Source organism: Streptomyces sp. NPDC047130, assembly GCF_040643475.1.
Lineage (GTDB): Bacteria > Actinomycetota > Actinomycetes > Streptomycetales > Streptomycetaceae > Streptomyces.
In genome coordinates this window covers 161,316-177,321 of the sequence record NZ_JBEYUK010000014.1, presented here as the reverse complement: position 1 = coordinate 177,321, position 16,006 = coordinate 161,316, and the positions used below count along the sequence as shown (strand labels likewise).

Here is a 16,006-nt window from a genome sequence, read left to right as displayed (position 1 = left end):
GCCACCCTCGGGTGGCGCGGACCGCTTCCTGGTGGCCGAGGAACAAGGGGACCGACCGCACGGCGACCGCGCGGCGTTTCGCCCCGCCGGGCGGTTCGACGCCCGGCGGGGCGATGTCGCCGCGGGCCGAGGTCCGGCCCCTGGCGCGCCCTACCCCGGGAACGGCGCCGGGCCTGCGCCGACGCCGGCGAGAACGCCGGAGCTCGGCTCGGCAGCCCGTGCGAACCGCACCGTCGAGAAGAGGCACTGGACACCGTTCTGCCACATGGCGACGACCGCGCGGCGGTGTCCGTCCGGGGACGCGTCCCACGACCGCGCCTCGATCCGGCAGGGAGCGTCGAGTTCGACGTACCGGCGGAAGGAGGTCTCCACGGCCGTCACGGCCAGGGGGCGCTCGGAAGGCAGCACCAGAGCGGTCTGGCGGACGGCCTCCAGGAGGAGCAGGCCCGGCGCGTGGTCGAGCGGGTGGTCGAAGAAGAGGGGGTGCGTGGTGTCCACCCGCAGCCGCCAGCCACGGCCGCCCAGCGGGCTGAGAACCACGTCACGGCACCGCGTGCGCCCCAGGGCGGACGGCGGGACGGCCGCGGCGGGGGCGGCCGGCAGGGCGGTGACGACGTCGGGGTTCCCGTATCCGGCCCGCAGCCGCTGGTAGACGACCGGGGACTGCACGGTCAGGCGCGTGGTGCACTCGGCGAGGCGTCGCGTGCCCTGCACCACGGAGATCAGCAGGGTCAGGGCCGACACCCGGCTGCCCCTGCGGACGGACTCCAGGCAGGTGACGCGGAGTTCGAGTCTTCCCGCGCGGTCTCTGGGAAGCAGCGCCTCGGGAGTCAGTTCGTAACCGAAGGTGTCCCAGAGGAGACGGTGCCCCAGCGGTACGCCGTAGGCGCTGTGGCACAACAGGGGCAGTGACTGACGTACCGTCTCGATCAGCAGGAGCGGGTCGAGCGCGGTCGGTCCGGTCGTGTAGCACCCGTGCGCCTCGGGCCAGTGGGCCGAGACGACGAACGCGTTCTCCCCCTCGGACCGTAAGCCGGTCAGGAGCACTTCGGCGGACCGGGTCTTGTGCACCAGCTCCCCGGACACGAACACCGGACGCGGAGCGAGGGCGGCAGTGCTGCTTGTGCTTGGCATTTGTACTCCCTGGAAGGTACGGACACGAAGCGCACTCGGGCATGCCGCGCACACGCGCCGGTGCGGTCGTTCCGGCGCGGCGTACACGAAGGCCGGATGAGCGCACCTGCCTGGACGGCGTAGGCAGCGCGAGATAACATAAGCGTTATTCTTTTTTTTGTCTAGCTTTTAACTTCGATCAGCAAGCGGGGCTCAGCGTGGAACGTCAAATGCAGGAACGAGCACTTCGGACGCGCGAACTGCTGCTTCGGGCGGCGGCGGAGGAGTTCGACGCGTGTGGGTACGCGAGCACGGGACTCAGCAAGATCGCCAAGCGCGCCGGTCTGACCGTGGGGGCCGTGTACTTCCACTTCGAGTCGAAGGAGGGCATCGCCAAGGCGGTCATGCAGGCGCAGCCCCAGACGATCGAGCCGCACCTCGACAGTCGGGGGCTGCAGCGACTGGTGGACATCACCCGGGTGTGGGCACAGCAGCTCCTGCACGATCCGCTGCTTCGCGCCGGCGTCCGGCTCTCGGTGGAGCAGGGCAGTTTCGGCGTCCATGACATCACCTCCTTCGAGCAGTGGCGGGACATCATGGAGGAGTGTCTGCTGGAGGCGCGCGAGAGCGGCGAGCTGCTGCCCCGGACCGACCCGGCGCGGGTGGCCGAGTTCATCGTCAGCGCGTGTACGGGCGTCCAGCTGTACGCGCAGCTGGTGAACGGGCGCGAGGATCTGCCGGAGCGCACCCTGGAGATGTGGCGGTTGCTGCTCCCGGGGATCGCCACGCCCGGCGCGCTGACCCGCATCGACCTCGCGCCGTGGCACGGCGAGTCCTGACCCGGTCGCGGCTCGCCCGTGCCGCCCGGAACCCCGCCGCGTCCGGCGTCAGCGGTGGAGGACCGGCTCCGGCAGTTCCAGCACCTCGGCCGCCTCCCGGCCCCAGGGGAACCCGCGGTGCAGTTGAAGAACGGGCGACACCCCGCCGTCGGCCAGGAGCGCCACGGCCGCCAGCACCCCGGGCTCCGGCTCCAGCTCCAGGAACCGCCACGGCAGCGCCTCCTCGTCCTCGGGTGGCCGGAAGTGCAGGACCCCCCGCTCCTCGTGCAGGGTGAAGACGAAGCTGTCGAAGGGGAGTGCGAGACCGAGGCCGCGCGCCTTGGAGTACGCCTCCTTCAGCGTCCACAGCCGCAGCGTCCGGCAGTCCCGGGAGCGGCCGGGCGCGGCCCGCGCCACCCAGTCCCGCTCCTCGCGCGCGAAGGTGTCGACGATGGCCTCGAGCCCTTGCTCGCCGCGGTCGACCCGCTCCACGTCCACTCCGATCCGGTGCCGGCTCACCACGCCGAGCAGGTTGTGACCGCCGGCGTGGGACAGGTTGAAGTCCAGCCCCGGTCCCCCGCGGGGCAGCCCGTGGTCGGGGCGGCGCAGATACGGCCGTCCCCGCCGGGAGCGCAGGATGACGGCCTCCGCCTCGGGCAGGCCGCTCTCCAGGGCGAGGACCCGGCGCACGAGCGCGTGGGCGACGAGGTACTGGCGCCGGTCGCACGCGAACAGGAAGCGGCCCGCGATCTCCTGTTCCTCCCGGTCCAGCCAATGCCGGGCCAGCGTGTCGGCGAGGTCCGGGGCGAGCTCGTCGTTGGAGCAGAACCAGAGTTTGACGGGTTCGGTCCGCGCCGGCGCCGTCGCTTCCCCGCCGGGGAGGCGTTCGGGTGGCGGTGTGCGGCCGATCGTCGCGCTTCGCTCCAGGAGGAGACGCACGGCCTGTCCGTGTTCCAGCAGTCCGGCCGTGAACCGGGTGATGATGTCTCGTTCGTCCATCGTCCTCGCCCGCTCACACCCACTGCGGCAGGCGGGTGACCGCCTCGTCCACGGAGAGCCGGCCGTCGCGCACCGCGTCCAGAAGCGCCCCCACGCCCTCGGCCACCCGGTCGGCGGAGGGGGACCGGCCCTTCCGGGCGGCGTCCGCCACATGGGCGGCCGTCGCCAGGAGGTTCGGCTGCTCGGACAGGGTGACGACGCGCTCGTTCAATCCGTACGTCTCGTTGACGACCGCGACGAGCTTCGCCGCACGGATGGAGTCCACGCCCAGCAGCGCGAACGGGGCCGTGACGTCCACCGCGGTCGCCTCGCACCCCAGGATGTCCGCCAGCCGCTCACGCAGGACGTCGAGGACCTCCCGTACGCCGGGCCCGGGGTCGGTGTCCCTCTGCTCCCCGGCCGGCGGGGCGTCCTCGCGCCTGTTGCCGGCCTCCCGGGCCACGTGGCCGGCGAGGATCAGAGGGGTCGGGTACTCGGCCAGCGAGGTGGTCCGGAGGCCGGTCCGGTAACGGTGGTTGACGAAGGACACGAACTGCACGGCCGGTATCGATCCGACGCCCAGCGCGCGGAACGGCTGTCCGGGGTCGATGCTCCCGGGCTCCACCTTGAGCACGTGGGCCAGTCCTCGCACGAGCTCGGCCACCACAGCTGTCGGTGCCGTGTCCGCGAGGGGATGGTCGACGGGGGTCATGGGTGCTCTCCAAAATCCGAAGTGTCTGTACGGGGGGGGGGACGGCCTGGTGGAACGAGGAGGCCACGCTCATGGGGCTGCCGCGCTCCCGGGCCCGGCGACGCGGCCGGGCCCGGGAGGTCAGGTCAGCCGACGCGCGCGGCGGCCAGGTGCGCGAGGAGCGCCGCGACGACGCCCGGGCCGTCCTGGGTCAGCACGGACTCCGCGTGGAACTGCATGGAGGCGAAGTCGGCGGCCCGCAGGCCGTGCACCTCACCGGTCGACGGATCACGGCTGATCCTCACGCGCCCGTGCACGGGATGGTCGATCTCGTCCGTTTCGGCACGGGCGGAGAACGTGTTGTAGAAGCCCACCCGCGCGCGGTCGCCGAACCAGTCGATCTCGCGCTGCACTCCCTGGTTGGGCACCGGCCTGCGGTGCAGCGGCAGGCCCAGGAGGGTGCTCAGCACCTGATGGCTCAGGCACACGGCCAGGAAGGGCCGGCGCCGCGCCAGCAGGGCGGTGGCGGCGTCCCGCAGGTGGGCGATCTTGGGGTGGTCCGTGTCGCGCGGGTCTCCCGGTCCGGGCCCCAGGATCACCAGATCGTGCCCGTCCGCGTCATACGGCTCGTCGAAGCGCCGCACCGTCACCTCGTACCCCAGCGCACGCACCTGGTGGGCGATCATCTCGGTGAAGGTGTCCTCCGCGTCCACGATCAGGACCTTCTGTCCGGACGGGGTCTGCTCCCCCGCGGCCGGCTCGCCGGGACCGTGCAGCCAGAAGTCGGCGATCCCCTCGTTGCGCCGGTCGAGTGCCGCGCGGACCTCCGGGTGGGAGCCGAACCGGACGGGCTCGGGCTCGCCGAGCGCCGCGAGCAGCCCAGCGGCCTTGGCCCGGGTTTCGCGCACCTCGGACATGGGGTCCGAGTGGCGCACCAGGGTCGCGCCCGTCCCGATGCTCATCCGGCCGGCCGCGTCGATGTCTGCCGTGCGGATGAGGATCGACGAGTCGAGGGTGCGCTCCCCCGCGGCGTCGTGGCCGATGAGGGCGGCGACCCCGCTGTAGTAACCGCGGCCGGCGGGCTCGTAGCGGTGGATCACCCTGGCGGCGTTCTCCAGCGGTGAGCCGGTCACCGTCGGGGCGAAGAGCGTCTCGCGGAGGATGTCGCGGACGTCGCGATCGGTTCTGCCCTCGATGAAGTACTCGGTGTGGGCCAGGCGCGCCATCTCCTTGAGGTACGGGCCGACGACCCGGGCGCCCGACGGGCAGACCCGGCCCATCATCTTCAGCTCCTCGTCGACGACCATGTAGAGCTCGTCGGCCTCCTTGCGGTCCGCCAGGAACTCCAGGACACCGTCGAGACTGGGGCCGTCCGCGGGGTACCGGTAGGTGCCGCTGATGGGGTTCATGACGGCCACACCGCCGTGCACGCTGATGTGCCGCTCCGGTGTCGCGCCGAGGAACGTGCGCCCGTCCACGTGCACGAGGAAGGTCCAGTAGGCGCCGGCCTCGCGCTCGACGAGGCGCCGGAAGACGGACAGGGCGGCCTCCCGGGAGAAGTCGGGCAGCTGCGCGGTGAAGGAACGCTTGATGACGAAGTTGGCCCCTTCGCCCGTGCCGATCTCGGCCTCGATCACGCGGCGCACGATGTCCGCGTAGTCCGCGTCCGAGACGTCGAACTCCCCGTCGACGAACTTGACGGGCCTGCCGGGGATCATGGGCAGGGTCTCGCCCAGCGGCACGGCGGCCTGCTCACGCACGGACATGGCGAGCAACGGCTCACCGTCGTCGTGCGCCAGGTAGCCCCGCTCGGTCAGCTGCCCGTACGGGACCAGGACCAGCAGGTCGTGTCCCGCGCCGGGCCCGGAATCCTCGGCGAGCGGCAGGTCCTTGAGCGCGGTGACCTCCGTGACGTCGCCGATCAGGATCTCCAGGACGTCGGCCCCGGCACGCTCCGGTCGATGCAGCAGCGCGAAGTCGTCCGCGCCGCCGTCGAGGATCCGGGCCAGGAGCTCGGGTGTCTCAGGCGGTGATGCCATGGTGTTTCCCTTCTGCGCGTGCGCCGCGTGCCGTGTGTTCACCGGGCACTCCCGGTCCCGGCGGCGCTTGTCGGCACCTTCGCGGGCGCGCCGAGTTCGGCGAGCGCGGTGGCGGTCGTCAGCACCCGGCCGGCGCGCCGTGCGACGTAGTCCAGGGCGAGCCGGTGGTCGTCGGCCGAGAAGTCGGCCACGGCGTCGGCCACCAGGAAGGGCTGGATGTCGTGCGTGTAGGCGTCCACCGAGGTCATCAGGACACCGATGTGCGCGTACACGCCGCAGACGATCAGCTGGTCGCGCCGGTGGAGGCGCATGCGCTCCAGGAGGTCGGACTTGTGGAAGGCGCTGTACCGCCACTTGGTGAACGTCCAGTCGCCGGGCCGGGCCTCGAGTCCGGGGGCGATCCTGCGGTGCTCCGGGGTCGCGTCCATGCCCGGACCCCAGAAGTCGCGGAGGAGACCGCGCTCCTCGGGGGACATGCCTCCGGGCTGCGCGGTGTAGGCCACGGGTATGCCGAGATCCGCGCAACGCTCCCGCAGCAGCGTGGCGTTGGCGGTCAGGGAGCCGCCGGGTTCGCCGGTGCGGGGAAAGGGCCTGAGGAAGAACTCCTGCATGTCGTGCAGGAGCAGCACGGCCCGCTGAGGATCGGGGACCCAGCTCACCGTGTTGCCGGGAAGGTCTCCTTCCTCGGGCATCGGATACGGCTCGACGGGGGGTATGTGGGGCATGGGCGGTGACGTCCTCTCCGTGGAGGGTGGGCGGAGGTGGTGGCCGAGTGGCGCGCTGGAGTGCGCGACGGCTCGTGTGGGGGGCGTGGGGGTGCAAGTGCGCAGCGGCGTGTGGGGGGGCGTGGGGGTGCAAGGGAGCGTGGGGGTGCAGGGGGGCGGGCCCCGTCGTCGCGGCGGGGTGGGGGGCGGCGACAGGGCCCTGGGCGCGGTGGTGCCGGGTAACCGGCTCAGCCGCGCCAGGCCGAGACGACCTCGACCGCCTGCTGGGGGTTGAGCCGCGGGTCGCAGAAGCTCAGGTACTTCTCACCCAGGCGCCCGATCCCGCCGGCGTCGTGCACGCACTCGGTCACCGCCTCGGGCGTGGTCTCCAGGTGGAGCCCGGCGGCCACCCCGCCGTTCTCCGTCACGGCCTGCTGGAACGCGGTCATTTCCTGCACGACGGTCGTCACGTAGCGGGTCTTGGCACCTTCGGGGCCGCTGACCGTGTTGCCGTGCATGGGATCCGAGAGCCACAGCACCGGATGTCCCGCGTCGCGCACCACCTTGACCAGACCGGGAAGGACGCGGGCCGCGTTCGCCGCGCCCATCCGCGCGATGAGTGTGAGCCGGCCGGGACGGCGCTGGGCGTCGAGGCGGTCGCACAGGACGAGGAGTTCGTCGGGCGTCATCGTGGGACCGACCTTGACGGCGACCGGGTTGGAGACGGCGGCGAGCAGGGCGATGTGCGGGCCGTCGAGCTGCCGGGTCCGCTCCCCCACCCACGGCCAGTGCGTCGAGGTCAGCAGCAGGGATCCGTCCGACTCACGGCGCAGCATGGGGAGTTCGTAGTCGAGCAACAGCGCCTCGTGACTCGTCCAGACCGGGGCGTCGAGGCCCTGCCCGCTCTCGGTGCCGCGCCAGCCCAGGAAGTGGATGATGTCGCTGGCGGCGCGGTAACCGGACAGCAGGTTCCGGGGGTCCGGACGCCGCAGCTCGAGGTCGGGCTCCGGGCGGTTCACCATGTGGCCCCGGTAGACCGGGATGTCCCGCCCGTCGACCTTCTCGGTCGGGGAGGAGCGGGGCTTGGCGAACTGCCCGGCGATCCGGCCGACCCGCAGCACCGGCCGGCCCGAGACCAGGCGCATGGTGCCGGCGAGAATGTCGAGCAGGGCGCTCTTGCGCATCACGTCCGCCGGGTTCGCCTCCGCGGGGTCCTCCGCGCAGTCGCCGGCCTGGACGATCTGCAGGCGCCCCGTCGCCGCCTCCATGAGCAGGGAGCGCAGCCGTTGCACGTCTCCGGAGTCCACGAGGGCGGGCATGCGGCTCAGGTCCGCGCGGACCTTCTCGAGCTGCGGGTCACCTTCCCAGTCGGGCTGTTGCAGTGCTGACATGGAACGGAGATAAGAGACTATGTCGCTCATTGGGTTCCCTCGGATCGGCCGGAAACGCGTGTCCGGCTGTCGGCAGACCTGGTGATGCGCCCTGTCGCGACGGAAAGCGCGGGCGCGGTTGCGCATGAAGATTTCCCGCGCCGTTCGGCCTTTTCTCGGCCGGCGGATTGCTCGCGGCGTGAAGTCCGTGAACGGGCGGGCGTCGGATTGTTCGCCGCCTCGGCCCGGCAATGATGCCGCCCATGTCGCCGGCCGGGGGTTTCTCTCGAACGAGTGCCATGTTCGGCTCCGCGAAGACCGGCGGGCAAGCCGAGGCAACGTAGTCCGTCAGATGGAACGCCCCCGGTGCGCCCACGGCAGGGCGGGCCGGTCGGACCTGATGGATCGCGGGGCATCCGCTCGGACGTTCGATCGGCCCGTGCTTAGCATCGCAGCGCGCCCCCCGATGTCGCGAACGGGCGTATTCCGTTGACGAGATGCGGAGAATCATCATGCGCTTAGCGCGAGTAATGGCAGAAACCATGGAGCGCCATGCAGGGCGCCCCGCCCTCGGAGAACGGGCGAGGGAAATCGTGAAGGACAGCCGCACGGGCCGTACTCGTATTGGCCTGCTGCCCCGGTACGACATGATCACCTATGACGAACTGTGGCGCCGCGTCCGTTCGGTGGCGGGCGAATGGCATCACAGCGCCGCGTATGCGGTCCGGGCCGGCGACCGGGTGGCGATTCTCGGCTTCGCCAGTGTCGAGTACACGACCGTCGACCTGGCCTGCGCCCATCTCGGTGCGGTGAGCGTTCCGCTCCAGACCAGTTCCGCCGCGTCCCAGCTCGACGCGATCGTCGGGGAGACCGAGCCGGTCCTCATCGCCACCAGCATCGAGCGCCTGGACACGGCGGCCGAACTGGCGGCGGGCAATCCGTCGGTGCGAAGCCTGCTGCTCTTCGACTACGAACCCGCGGTGGACGAGCAGTTCGCCAGGTTCACGGCGGCCCGGGAACGTCTGCGGGGGCTCGGGCGCGACGTGGACATCGCCCTCCTGCGGGAGGTGGTGGAGCGTGGGGCCGGACGCCCCGCGGCGCCGCTGTTCGACCCCGAGGGCGACGAGGACCCACTCGCCATGCTCATCTACACCTCGGGCAGCACGGGGACGCCGAAGGGGGCCATGTACACCGACCGCCTCGCCGGCGCCATGTGGGGCGGCGCCTGGTCGCAGTTGTTCTCGGACGAGCACGCGGCCAATCTCCACTACATGCCGATGAGTCACGTCGCCGGGCATTCCTCGTTGAAGAACACGTTGGCGCGCGGCGGAACCACGTACTTCACGGCGAAGAGCGACCTTTCCTCTTTCCTGGAGGACATGGCACTCGCGAAGCCCACCGAGATCTCCTTGGTTCCGCGTGTGTGTGAAATGCTCTTCCAGAAGTACCGGAGCGACCTCGACCGCCGCACCGCCGCTTCCGGCCACGGTGTCACGGATCAGATCGAGGCGGAAGTGAAGAAGGACATCCGCGAAAACGTTCTGGGCGGTCGCGTGGGATGGGCCAGTTGTGGTTCCGCCCCACTCTCCTCCGAACTGAAGGAATTCACCGAGTCTCTTCTCGGGATCGACGTCCACATCATCTACGGTTCCACCGAGGCCGCTGCCGTATCGGTCGACGGAAAACTCCTGCAGCCGCCGGTCACCGATCACAAACTCGTCGACGTTCCCGAGCTCGGTTACTACGGGACCGATTCACCGCACCCTCGCGGGGAACTCCTGCTGAAGACCGAGGCCATGGTGCCCGGCTATTACAACCGGCCCGAGATGAACGCGGAGATCTTCGACGAGGACGGCTTTTACCGGACGGGGGACATCGTCGCGGAGATCGAGCCGGGCCGTCATGTCGTCGTGGACCGGCGGAAGAACGTCCTCAAGCTCTCCCAGGGCGAGTTCGTCGCCACCTCGCGCCTGGAGGCGGTCTTCGCCGTCAGCCCGTTGGTCCGGCAGATCTTCGTGTACGGCAACAGCGAGCGGTCCTACCTGCTCGCGGTGGTCGTCCCGACCGCGGACGTCCTCCAGCAGTACGGCGACGACAGGACGACGCTCAAGAAACTGCTCGGCGAGTCGTTCCAGGAGATCGCCAAGGACGTGGGCCTCAACTCCTACGAGATCCCGCGCGACCACCTCATCGAGACGGAGCCGTTCGGCCAGGCCAACGGCTTGCTCTCGGACCACCGCAAGCTCCTGCGCCCCCAGCTCCTGGCGAAGTACCGCGACGTTCTCGAGGACATGTACGCCGCCATCGCCACCAGGGAGAACGACGAACTGCGCGAGGTGCGCAGCCGTGGCAAGGAGCGTCCGGTCCTGGAGACGGTGCAGCGGGCCGCCCAGGCACTGCTGTCGAACTCGGCGTCCGGGGTCGGCCCCACCACGCGCTTCAGGGAGATCGGTGGGGACTCCCTGTCCGGGGCGACCTTCTCCGACCTCCTCCACGACGTCTTCGGCATCCGCGTCCCGGTGGACGTGATCATCAGTCCCGGCACCGACCTGCGACGCCTCGCGCAGTACGTCGAGGAGAAGCTCTCGACCGGGCAGAGGGGAGCGACCTTCGCGTCGGTCCACGGCGAGGGCAGCACCCGGGTCCACGCCGAGGACCTCACCCTCGACAAGTTCATCGACGAGGAGACCCTGGCAGCGGCCCGGACACTGCCCGCTGCCGTCGGTCGGCCGCGCACCGTGCTGCTCACGGGAGCGAGCGGCTATCTCGGGCGCTTCCTCTGCCTGGAGTGGCTGAAGCGGCTCGCCCCGGTGGGCGGCAAGCTCGTCTGTGTGGTGCGCGGAGCCGACGACGCCGCGGCCCTCGCACGGCTCACCGACGCCTTCGAAGGCGGGGACGGCGAGGCCTCCCGGGCCTTCCAGGAACTGGCGGACGACCACCTGGAGGTGGTGGCCGGCGACATGGCCGAGCCGCAGCTGGGTCTGAGCGACGAGGTGTGGCGGCGGCTGTCCGGCGAGGTGGACCGGATCGTCCACGCCGGCGCGCTGGTGAACCACGTGCTGCCCTACCACCACCTGTTCGACGCCAACGTGGTGGGCACCGCCGAGCTCATCCGCCTGGCCCTCACGGAGCGGCTCAAGCCGTTCACGTACATCTCCAGCGTCGCTGTCGCCGCCTCGTTGCCCGGTGACGGCGCCCTGGACGAGGACTCCGACGTCCGCCTGGCCCTCCCCGACCAGCCGGTCCACGACGGCTACGCCAGTGGCTACGCGACCAGCAAGTGGGCCGGGGAGGTGCTGCTGCGGGAGGCCCACGACCTGCTCGGGCTCCCGGTCACCACCTTCCGTTCCAACATGATCCTCGCGCACACCCGCTACGCGGGGCAGTTGAACGTCACCGACATGTTCACGCGGCTGCTGCTGAGCCTCGTGACCACGGGCATCGCCCCGTACTCCTTCTACTCGACCGACAGCGCCGGGAACCGGCAGCGCGCCCACTACGACGGCCTCCCGGTCGACTTCACCGCCGAGGCGGTGGTCGCTCTGGGCGGCGAGCCACGCACGGGGTACCGCACCTACAGTCTGGTCAACCCGCACGACGACGGCATCTCGCTCGACACCTTCGTCGACTGGCTGAACGAGGCCGGGCACCGCGTCGACCGCGTCGACGACTACGACGACTGGCTGGCCCGGTTCGAGACGGCTCTGCGCGCGGCCCCGGAAGCACAGCGCAAGCACTCGATCCTCCCGCTCCTGGACGCCCACCGCAGCCCGGAGGCCGTCGTCAACGGGTCCGCGATCCCCTCGGCCCGTTTCCGGGCCGCGGCCGAGGAGGCGGGCATCGGCCCGACGGGCGGGATCCCGCGGCTCACGCCGGCCTTCATCGAGAAGTACGCCGACGACCTCGCGCATCTGACAGCGCCGTGACCCCGACGCCCGCTCCCCGGCGACCGGGGAGCGGGCGCGGGACTCCGGCCGCTCCCGCGGCGGTCACGCGGCGGGACGGTCGGCCGACGAGGCCTCCGAGCGACGTCGTCGGGATGCCGGATCCCGATCGACGGCTCGGAGGCCTCGCTCGTCGGACCTCGTGGCCGGTGCGTCGCCGGCCCGCCCGTCACGCCTTGCTCGTCACGTGCTCCTCCGCGGGCCGCGGGTGGGCCTCGGTGGCCCCCTGTTCCGGTGCCGACCTGGGGAGCCAGCGCAGAGCCGCGGCGCCCAGGGCGGCGTGCAGAAGGCTCGCCGCGATCACGACGATGTGCAGGCCGGTGACGAAGGCGGACTTCGCGTCCTGGATCACGGGTGCGGAGAGGGAAGGCAACTGGAGCGTCTCGTCGAGTGTGGGGGCGAGGTCCGGGCCCTGAAGGCGGAAGAGCAGCGCGGCGAGCGAGCCGAGGATGGCGATGCCGAGGGCGTTGCCGATCTCGTTGCTGGTCTCGGCGATCGCGCCGGCGGAACCCGCCCGCTCCGCGGGCACCGCGCCGACCGCGGTGTCCGCCACGACGGCGAAGGAGATGCCGTAGCCCAGGCCGGCGATCACGGTCGAGGCGATGTACCAGCCGATCCCTCCGGTGACCGTGGTGGGCAGCAGCAGCAACAGTCCGGCCGCGATGGAGAAGTGGCACAGGAGGAGCGCGGCCCGCTTGCCGATGCGTTCGACGACCGCCGGCGTGACGATGCAGGAGAGGGTGAGGGCCGCCGCGCCCGGGAGGGCGAGGAGCGCCGCGTGCAGGACGCCGAGGCCCAGCACGGACTGGAGGTAGATGCCGGCCAGGTACGCCGTGGCCGACCACGCGGCCAGCGGCAGCAGGCCCGTGACGACGGCGATGGTGAAGACCCGGTCGCGGAAGAGGGAGAAGTCGATCAGCGGGTTGTCGAGGCGCCGTTGACGCAGGCCGAAGAAGATCAGTACGGCGATGCCGACGACGATCGTGGCCACGGGGAGGACGGAGATCCCGTCGGCGGCCCAGTGCTTGATGCCGTAGATCGTGAGCAGCAGGCCTCCGGCGGAGGTCACGACGCTGAGCGGGTCGACGCGCCCCGTCCCGCCCGACCGGACCTCTCGGAGGAGGACCGGAGCGAACACCAGGAAGACCGCGATGACGGGGAGGTTGACGAGGAAGACGGAGCCCCACCAGAACTGGCCGAGGAGGGTGCCGCCGATGACCGGGCCGACGGCGAAGCCGGCGGCGAAGGCCGCGGCGAAGATGCCGATGGCCTGGGCCCGGCGCCGGGGGTCGGGGAACAGTTCGCTCAGTACGGCCAGCGCCGAGGGCAGCAGGGTCGCGCCGGCCACGCCCATGAGCGCCCGGCAGAGGATGAGGAGTTCGGGCGTCGGTGCGAACGCGGCGCCGGCGGAGCCGAGTCCGAACACGGTCGCACCGATCATCAGGAGCTTCAGCCTGCCGTAGCGGTCGCCGATGCTGCCGAACGCGACCAGCAGGGAGCCGACGGCGAAGCCGTAGATGTCCAGGACCCACAGCGCCTGGTCTGCGGTGGGTGAGAGGGCCTGACTGATCCGGGGCATCGCCAGGAACAGGATCGATCCGTCCATGGAGACGAGGAGGACCGGGCCGAGGACCACCGCGAGCCCGAGCCAGGCCCGCGGTCCGGGTGCGTTGTTCGCGTGCTGTCGAGTCATGGTGCCGACCTTCGACGACGGCGCCGCCGCCAGCCATCCCCATGGCGTGGGTACACCCGACAGGTACACCCACGGAGCGGGCGGGCGCCCTACGCTCGTGTGCATGGAGAGCCTCGGAACGTTCCTGAAGAGCCGCCGTGACCGGGTCACTCCCGCGGAGATCGGTCTGCTGACCTACGGCACCTCCCGCCGGGTCCCCGGTCTCCGACGGGAAGAGCTCGCCCAGCTGGCCGGGGTGAGCCCGGGCTACTACACCCGTCTGGAGCAGGGGCAGGCCGAGACCGCCTCCGAGCAGGTGCTCGACGCGCTCGCCCGGGTGCTCCGGCTCGACCAGGTGGAGACCGCCCATCTGCACAATCTCGCGCGGCAGTCCGTGAAGCCCGGTCTGACCGAACCGCCCCGCGAGGAGCCCCACCCGCGGGTGCTGACCCTCCTGGACTCGCTGGGCGGGGCCACGCCCGCGGTGGTGCTCGGCCGGCGCGGCGACGTCCTGGCCTGGAACCGCACGGGACACGCGCTGGTCGCCGAGCACGTCCCCTTCGAGGCGCCACGCGATCCGCAGGGGCGTCCGTCGATCCCGAGGATGTTCTTCCTCGACCCGCACACCCGCGACATGTACCGCAACTGGCCGGACCTGGCCACGGTCCACGTCGCCTATCTGCGCCTCACCGCGGGCCGCTATCCCACGGACGCCCGGCTCGCCGGGCTGATCGGCGAACTCAGCATGAACAGCGTGGACTTCGGCGCGATGTGGGCGACGGGTGACGTCTCCGACTGCACAACGGGGACGATGCACCTGCAGCACCCCACCGTCGGGGCGGTGAGCGTGGACTACCAGGTGTGGCTCCAGCCCGACAGCCCCGATCACCGCGTCGAGATCTACACGCCCAACGACGCGACCTCCGCGGACGCGTTGCGCGTGCTGCACCAGCAGAGCGGCCGGGGTGACGAGCCGGAGTCGACGACCGGAGGGGCCGGGACCGGGCGGGCCGAGCGGCCTTGAGCCGCCGCGCCCCTGCCGGAGGACGCCCGCGAGCGGCGTTCCCGGTCCGCGACGACACGCGCGTCCCGGCGGCCGGGTGTGGGGGTGTCGCCCGCGGTGGTGCTACCACGGGAGCATGGATACGGGTCACGGGCACACGGCCGCCGCTCCGGAGCAGGTGTACCTGCCGAAGCACAGGGTTCTCGCGTTGACCGACGGCGTGGTGGCCATCGCCATGACGCTGCTGGTGCTCGACATCGACGTGCCCGACGGGCTCCGGGGGCAGGCCCTGTCGGACGCGCTCGGCGACGTGCTGGGCCAGGTGGGGACCTTCCTGTTGAGCGCCGCCGTGATCGCCCTGTTCTGGCGGGCCCACCACTCGGTGCTGCGCGAGGCGGAGTGGATCAACGGCACCCTCTTCTGGTGCAACGTGGCCTTCCTGGCGCTGATCTCCCTGATCCCCTTCCCGACCAGGGTGCTGGCCGACTACGGGGACCGTCCCCTCGGCCCCGGCCTGTACGGCGTGGTCATCGGCACGGCCGCCCTGGTGCTGTACGCGATGGCCGTGCGCATCGCCCGGGAGCCGGGGCGCCGGAAGCCCTTGCCGCCCCTTCCCGCGCAGGCCGGCGTCTTCCTCGTCTCCGTGGTGATCGCCCAGTTCTCCCCCGTGGCAGCCCTCTACAGCTGGATCGCCGCCGTGCCCCTCTCCGTGCTGGCCCACCGGCACGCCACCCGCGCGGCACGGCGCACCGGGCCCTGACGGGCTGATCACCGGCGGGTGCGCGTACCGGACGGGACCGGGCGCGGATCCGCCGCCGGAGCGGCGGGCGGCCTACGCCGGGCGCACCGGGCGAGGGCGACCGGTCCCGGCACCGCTACCGCCCCGCGGTGTCCGCTCCCGGCTCACGCGGTCCGGCGCTCCAGCTCCGCGCGGTACAGCTCCTCCACGACGTCCTCCGGTGCGGGGTCCGCGACCACCTCGGCGAGGTCCGCCCAGGACCTCGCCGCCACGGGTATCCCCAGCCGCGCGAGTTCCTCCGCGACCTCGGTGAACAGGCCGTCGTCCTCGTAGGCGATCTCGCCCAGGCACGCCTCGGAGAGCGTCCGTCCGGCCTGCACCAGGAAGGAGCCCTCGGTGTCGACCATGACGACCGGCGGGGGCACGTCCTGCCGCTGTCGCGGGTGCGTCCAGTAGCCGAAGCAGAGGCCGTCCTCGTGTACGGCGACGACCTTCAGGTACTCCGTCATCCGCTCGAACGCCGCGCAGGTCGCCATGATGTCGGGGTCCTGGCGGTCCTGCTCGGTGAGGTAGCTGTGGTCCGTCAGGAGGTACCGCTCACCGGGCTCCAGCACCGTGATGCCGAACCGCTGGAAGGGGTGGCCGGTCCCCTCCCACTGGGCGGTCGCCAGGATCCGCAGGTCCTCCGGCACCGCCGCTCCGTCCAGCCGCTCCCGCGAGAACGCCGCCAGCCGCTCGCCCCGCACCATCGCCCCTCCCCTGCGTCCGCATCGCCCCGACCTGGTGCGAGCCGATGCCCACGAGGTTGGCCCCCGCCTCCGACAGCAGCGCGGGGGACGGGAACGGAACGGCGGGACGGGGCGGCGGCGAGGCGGGAACGGGGCGTCGACCGGGGCGGCGACGAAGGGGGTGACGGGGCGCGGACGGTGTCGGCG

General features: G+C 71.6%; 12 protein-coding genes. 4 read left to right on the top strand and 8 right to left on the bottom strand.

Annotation, left to right across the window (positions count from 1 at the left end; all coding sequences use genetic code 11):
- Nucleotides 1-150: 150 nt before the first annotated feature.
- A complete protein-coding gene (locus ABZ836_RS18870; RefSeq protein ID WP_361143556.1) occupies nucleotides 151-1,134 on the bottom strand; it encodes a ScbA/BarX family gamma-butyrolactone biosynthesis protein in 984 nt (327 codons plus the stop codon).
- A gap of 209 nt (nucleotides 1,135-1,343) precedes the next feature.
- Here ABZ836_RS18870 and ABZ836_RS18865 point away from each other — a divergent pair, with 209 nt between their 5' ends.
- Nucleotides 1,344-1,952, top strand: a complete 609-nt coding sequence (locus ABZ836_RS18865) for a ScbR family autoregulator-binding transcription factor (RefSeq protein WP_356134861.1) — start codon at nucleotides 1,344-1,346, stop codon at nucleotides 1,950-1,952.
- A gap of 48 nt (nucleotides 1,953-2,000) precedes the next feature.
- On the opposite strand, the gene ABZ836_RS18860 is transcribed toward ABZ836_RS18865, so the two are convergent.
- The 5 genes from ABZ836_RS18860 to ABZ836_RS18840 form a co-directional block, all read right to left on the bottom strand.
- Complete coding sequence (locus ABZ836_RS18860; RefSeq protein ID WP_356134860.1) at nucleotides 2,001-2,930, bottom strand: 4'-phosphopantetheinyl transferase superfamily protein; 930 nt, start codon at nucleotides 2,928-2,930, stop codon at nucleotides 2,001-2,003.
- A gap of 13 nt (nucleotides 2,931-2,943) precedes the next feature.
- Nucleotides 2,944-3,621, bottom strand: a complete 678-nt coding sequence (locus ABZ836_RS18855; RefSeq protein ID WP_361143551.1) for a phosphopantetheine-binding protein — start codon at nucleotides 3,619-3,621, stop codon at nucleotides 2,944-2,946.
- A gap of 125 nt (nucleotides 3,622-3,746) precedes the next feature.
- Nucleotides 3,747-5,639: an anthranilate synthase family protein gene (locus tag ABZ836_RS18850; RefSeq protein WP_361143548.1), complete on the bottom strand. Its 1,893-nt coding sequence runs from the start codon at nucleotides 5,637-5,639 to the stop codon at nucleotides 3,747-3,749.
- 38 nt (nucleotides 5,640-5,677) lie between these two features.
- Nucleotides 5,678-6,364, bottom strand: coding sequence for an isochorismatase family protein (locus ABZ836_RS18845; RefSeq protein WP_361143545.1), 687 nt, complete (start codon nucleotides 6,362-6,364; stop codon nucleotides 5,678-5,680).
- A gap of 227 nt (nucleotides 6,365-6,591) precedes the next feature.
- Nucleotides 6,592-7,764: a 3-deoxy-7-phosphoheptulonate synthase gene (locus ABZ836_RS18840; RefSeq protein WP_361143542.1), complete on the bottom strand. Its 1,173-nt coding sequence runs from the start codon at nucleotides 7,762-7,764 to the stop codon at nucleotides 6,592-6,594.
- Between the two features lie 446 nt (nucleotides 7,765-8,210).
- On the opposite strand from ABZ836_RS18840, the gene car reads away from it, so the two are divergent.
- The gene (gene car / locus ABZ836_RS18835) at nucleotides 8,211-11,639 is read left to right on the top strand and encodes a carboxylic acid reductase (RefSeq protein WP_361143539.1); all 3,429 of its coding nucleotides are present in this window, start codon (nucleotides 8,211-8,213) and stop codon (nucleotides 11,637-11,639) included.
- Between the two features lie 187 nt (nucleotides 11,640-11,826).
- Here the strand turns inward: car and ABZ836_RS18830 are convergent, their stop codons facing one another.
- The gene (locus ABZ836_RS18830) at nucleotides 11,827-13,350 is read right to left on the bottom strand and encodes an MFS transporter (RefSeq protein ID WP_361143536.1); all 1,524 of its coding nucleotides are present in this window, start codon (nucleotides 13,348-13,350) and stop codon (nucleotides 11,827-11,829) included.
- Between the two features lie 103 nt (nucleotides 13,351-13,453).
- Here ABZ836_RS18830 and ABZ836_RS18825 point away from each other — a divergent pair, with 103 nt between their 5' ends.
- Both ABZ836_RS18825 and ABZ836_RS18820 read left to right on the top strand, forming a co-directional pair.
- Nucleotides 13,454-14,353 (top strand): helix-turn-helix transcriptional regulator, encoded by a 900-nt coding sequence (locus ABZ836_RS18825; RefSeq protein ID WP_356134847.1) that lies wholly within the window; start codon nucleotides 13,454-13,456, stop codon nucleotides 14,351-14,353.
- A 115-nt stretch (nucleotides 14,354-14,468) separates the two neighbouring features.
- Nucleotides 14,469-15,092, top strand: coding sequence for a TMEM175 family protein (locus tag ABZ836_RS18820; protein WP_356134846.1), 624 nt, complete (start codon nucleotides 14,469-14,471; stop codon nucleotides 15,090-15,092).
- A gap of 143 nt (nucleotides 15,093-15,235) precedes the next feature.
- Here ABZ836_RS18820 and ABZ836_RS18815 read toward each other — a convergent pair whose 3' ends face one another.
- Nucleotides 15,236-15,820 carry a hypothetical protein gene (locus ABZ836_RS18815; protein ID WP_361143532.1) on the bottom strand — a complete coding sequence of 195 codons (585 nt, stop codon included), beginning with the start codon at nucleotides 15,818-15,820 and terminating at the stop codon, nucleotides 15,236-15,238.
- Nucleotides 15,821-16,006: the final 186 nt, after the last annotated feature.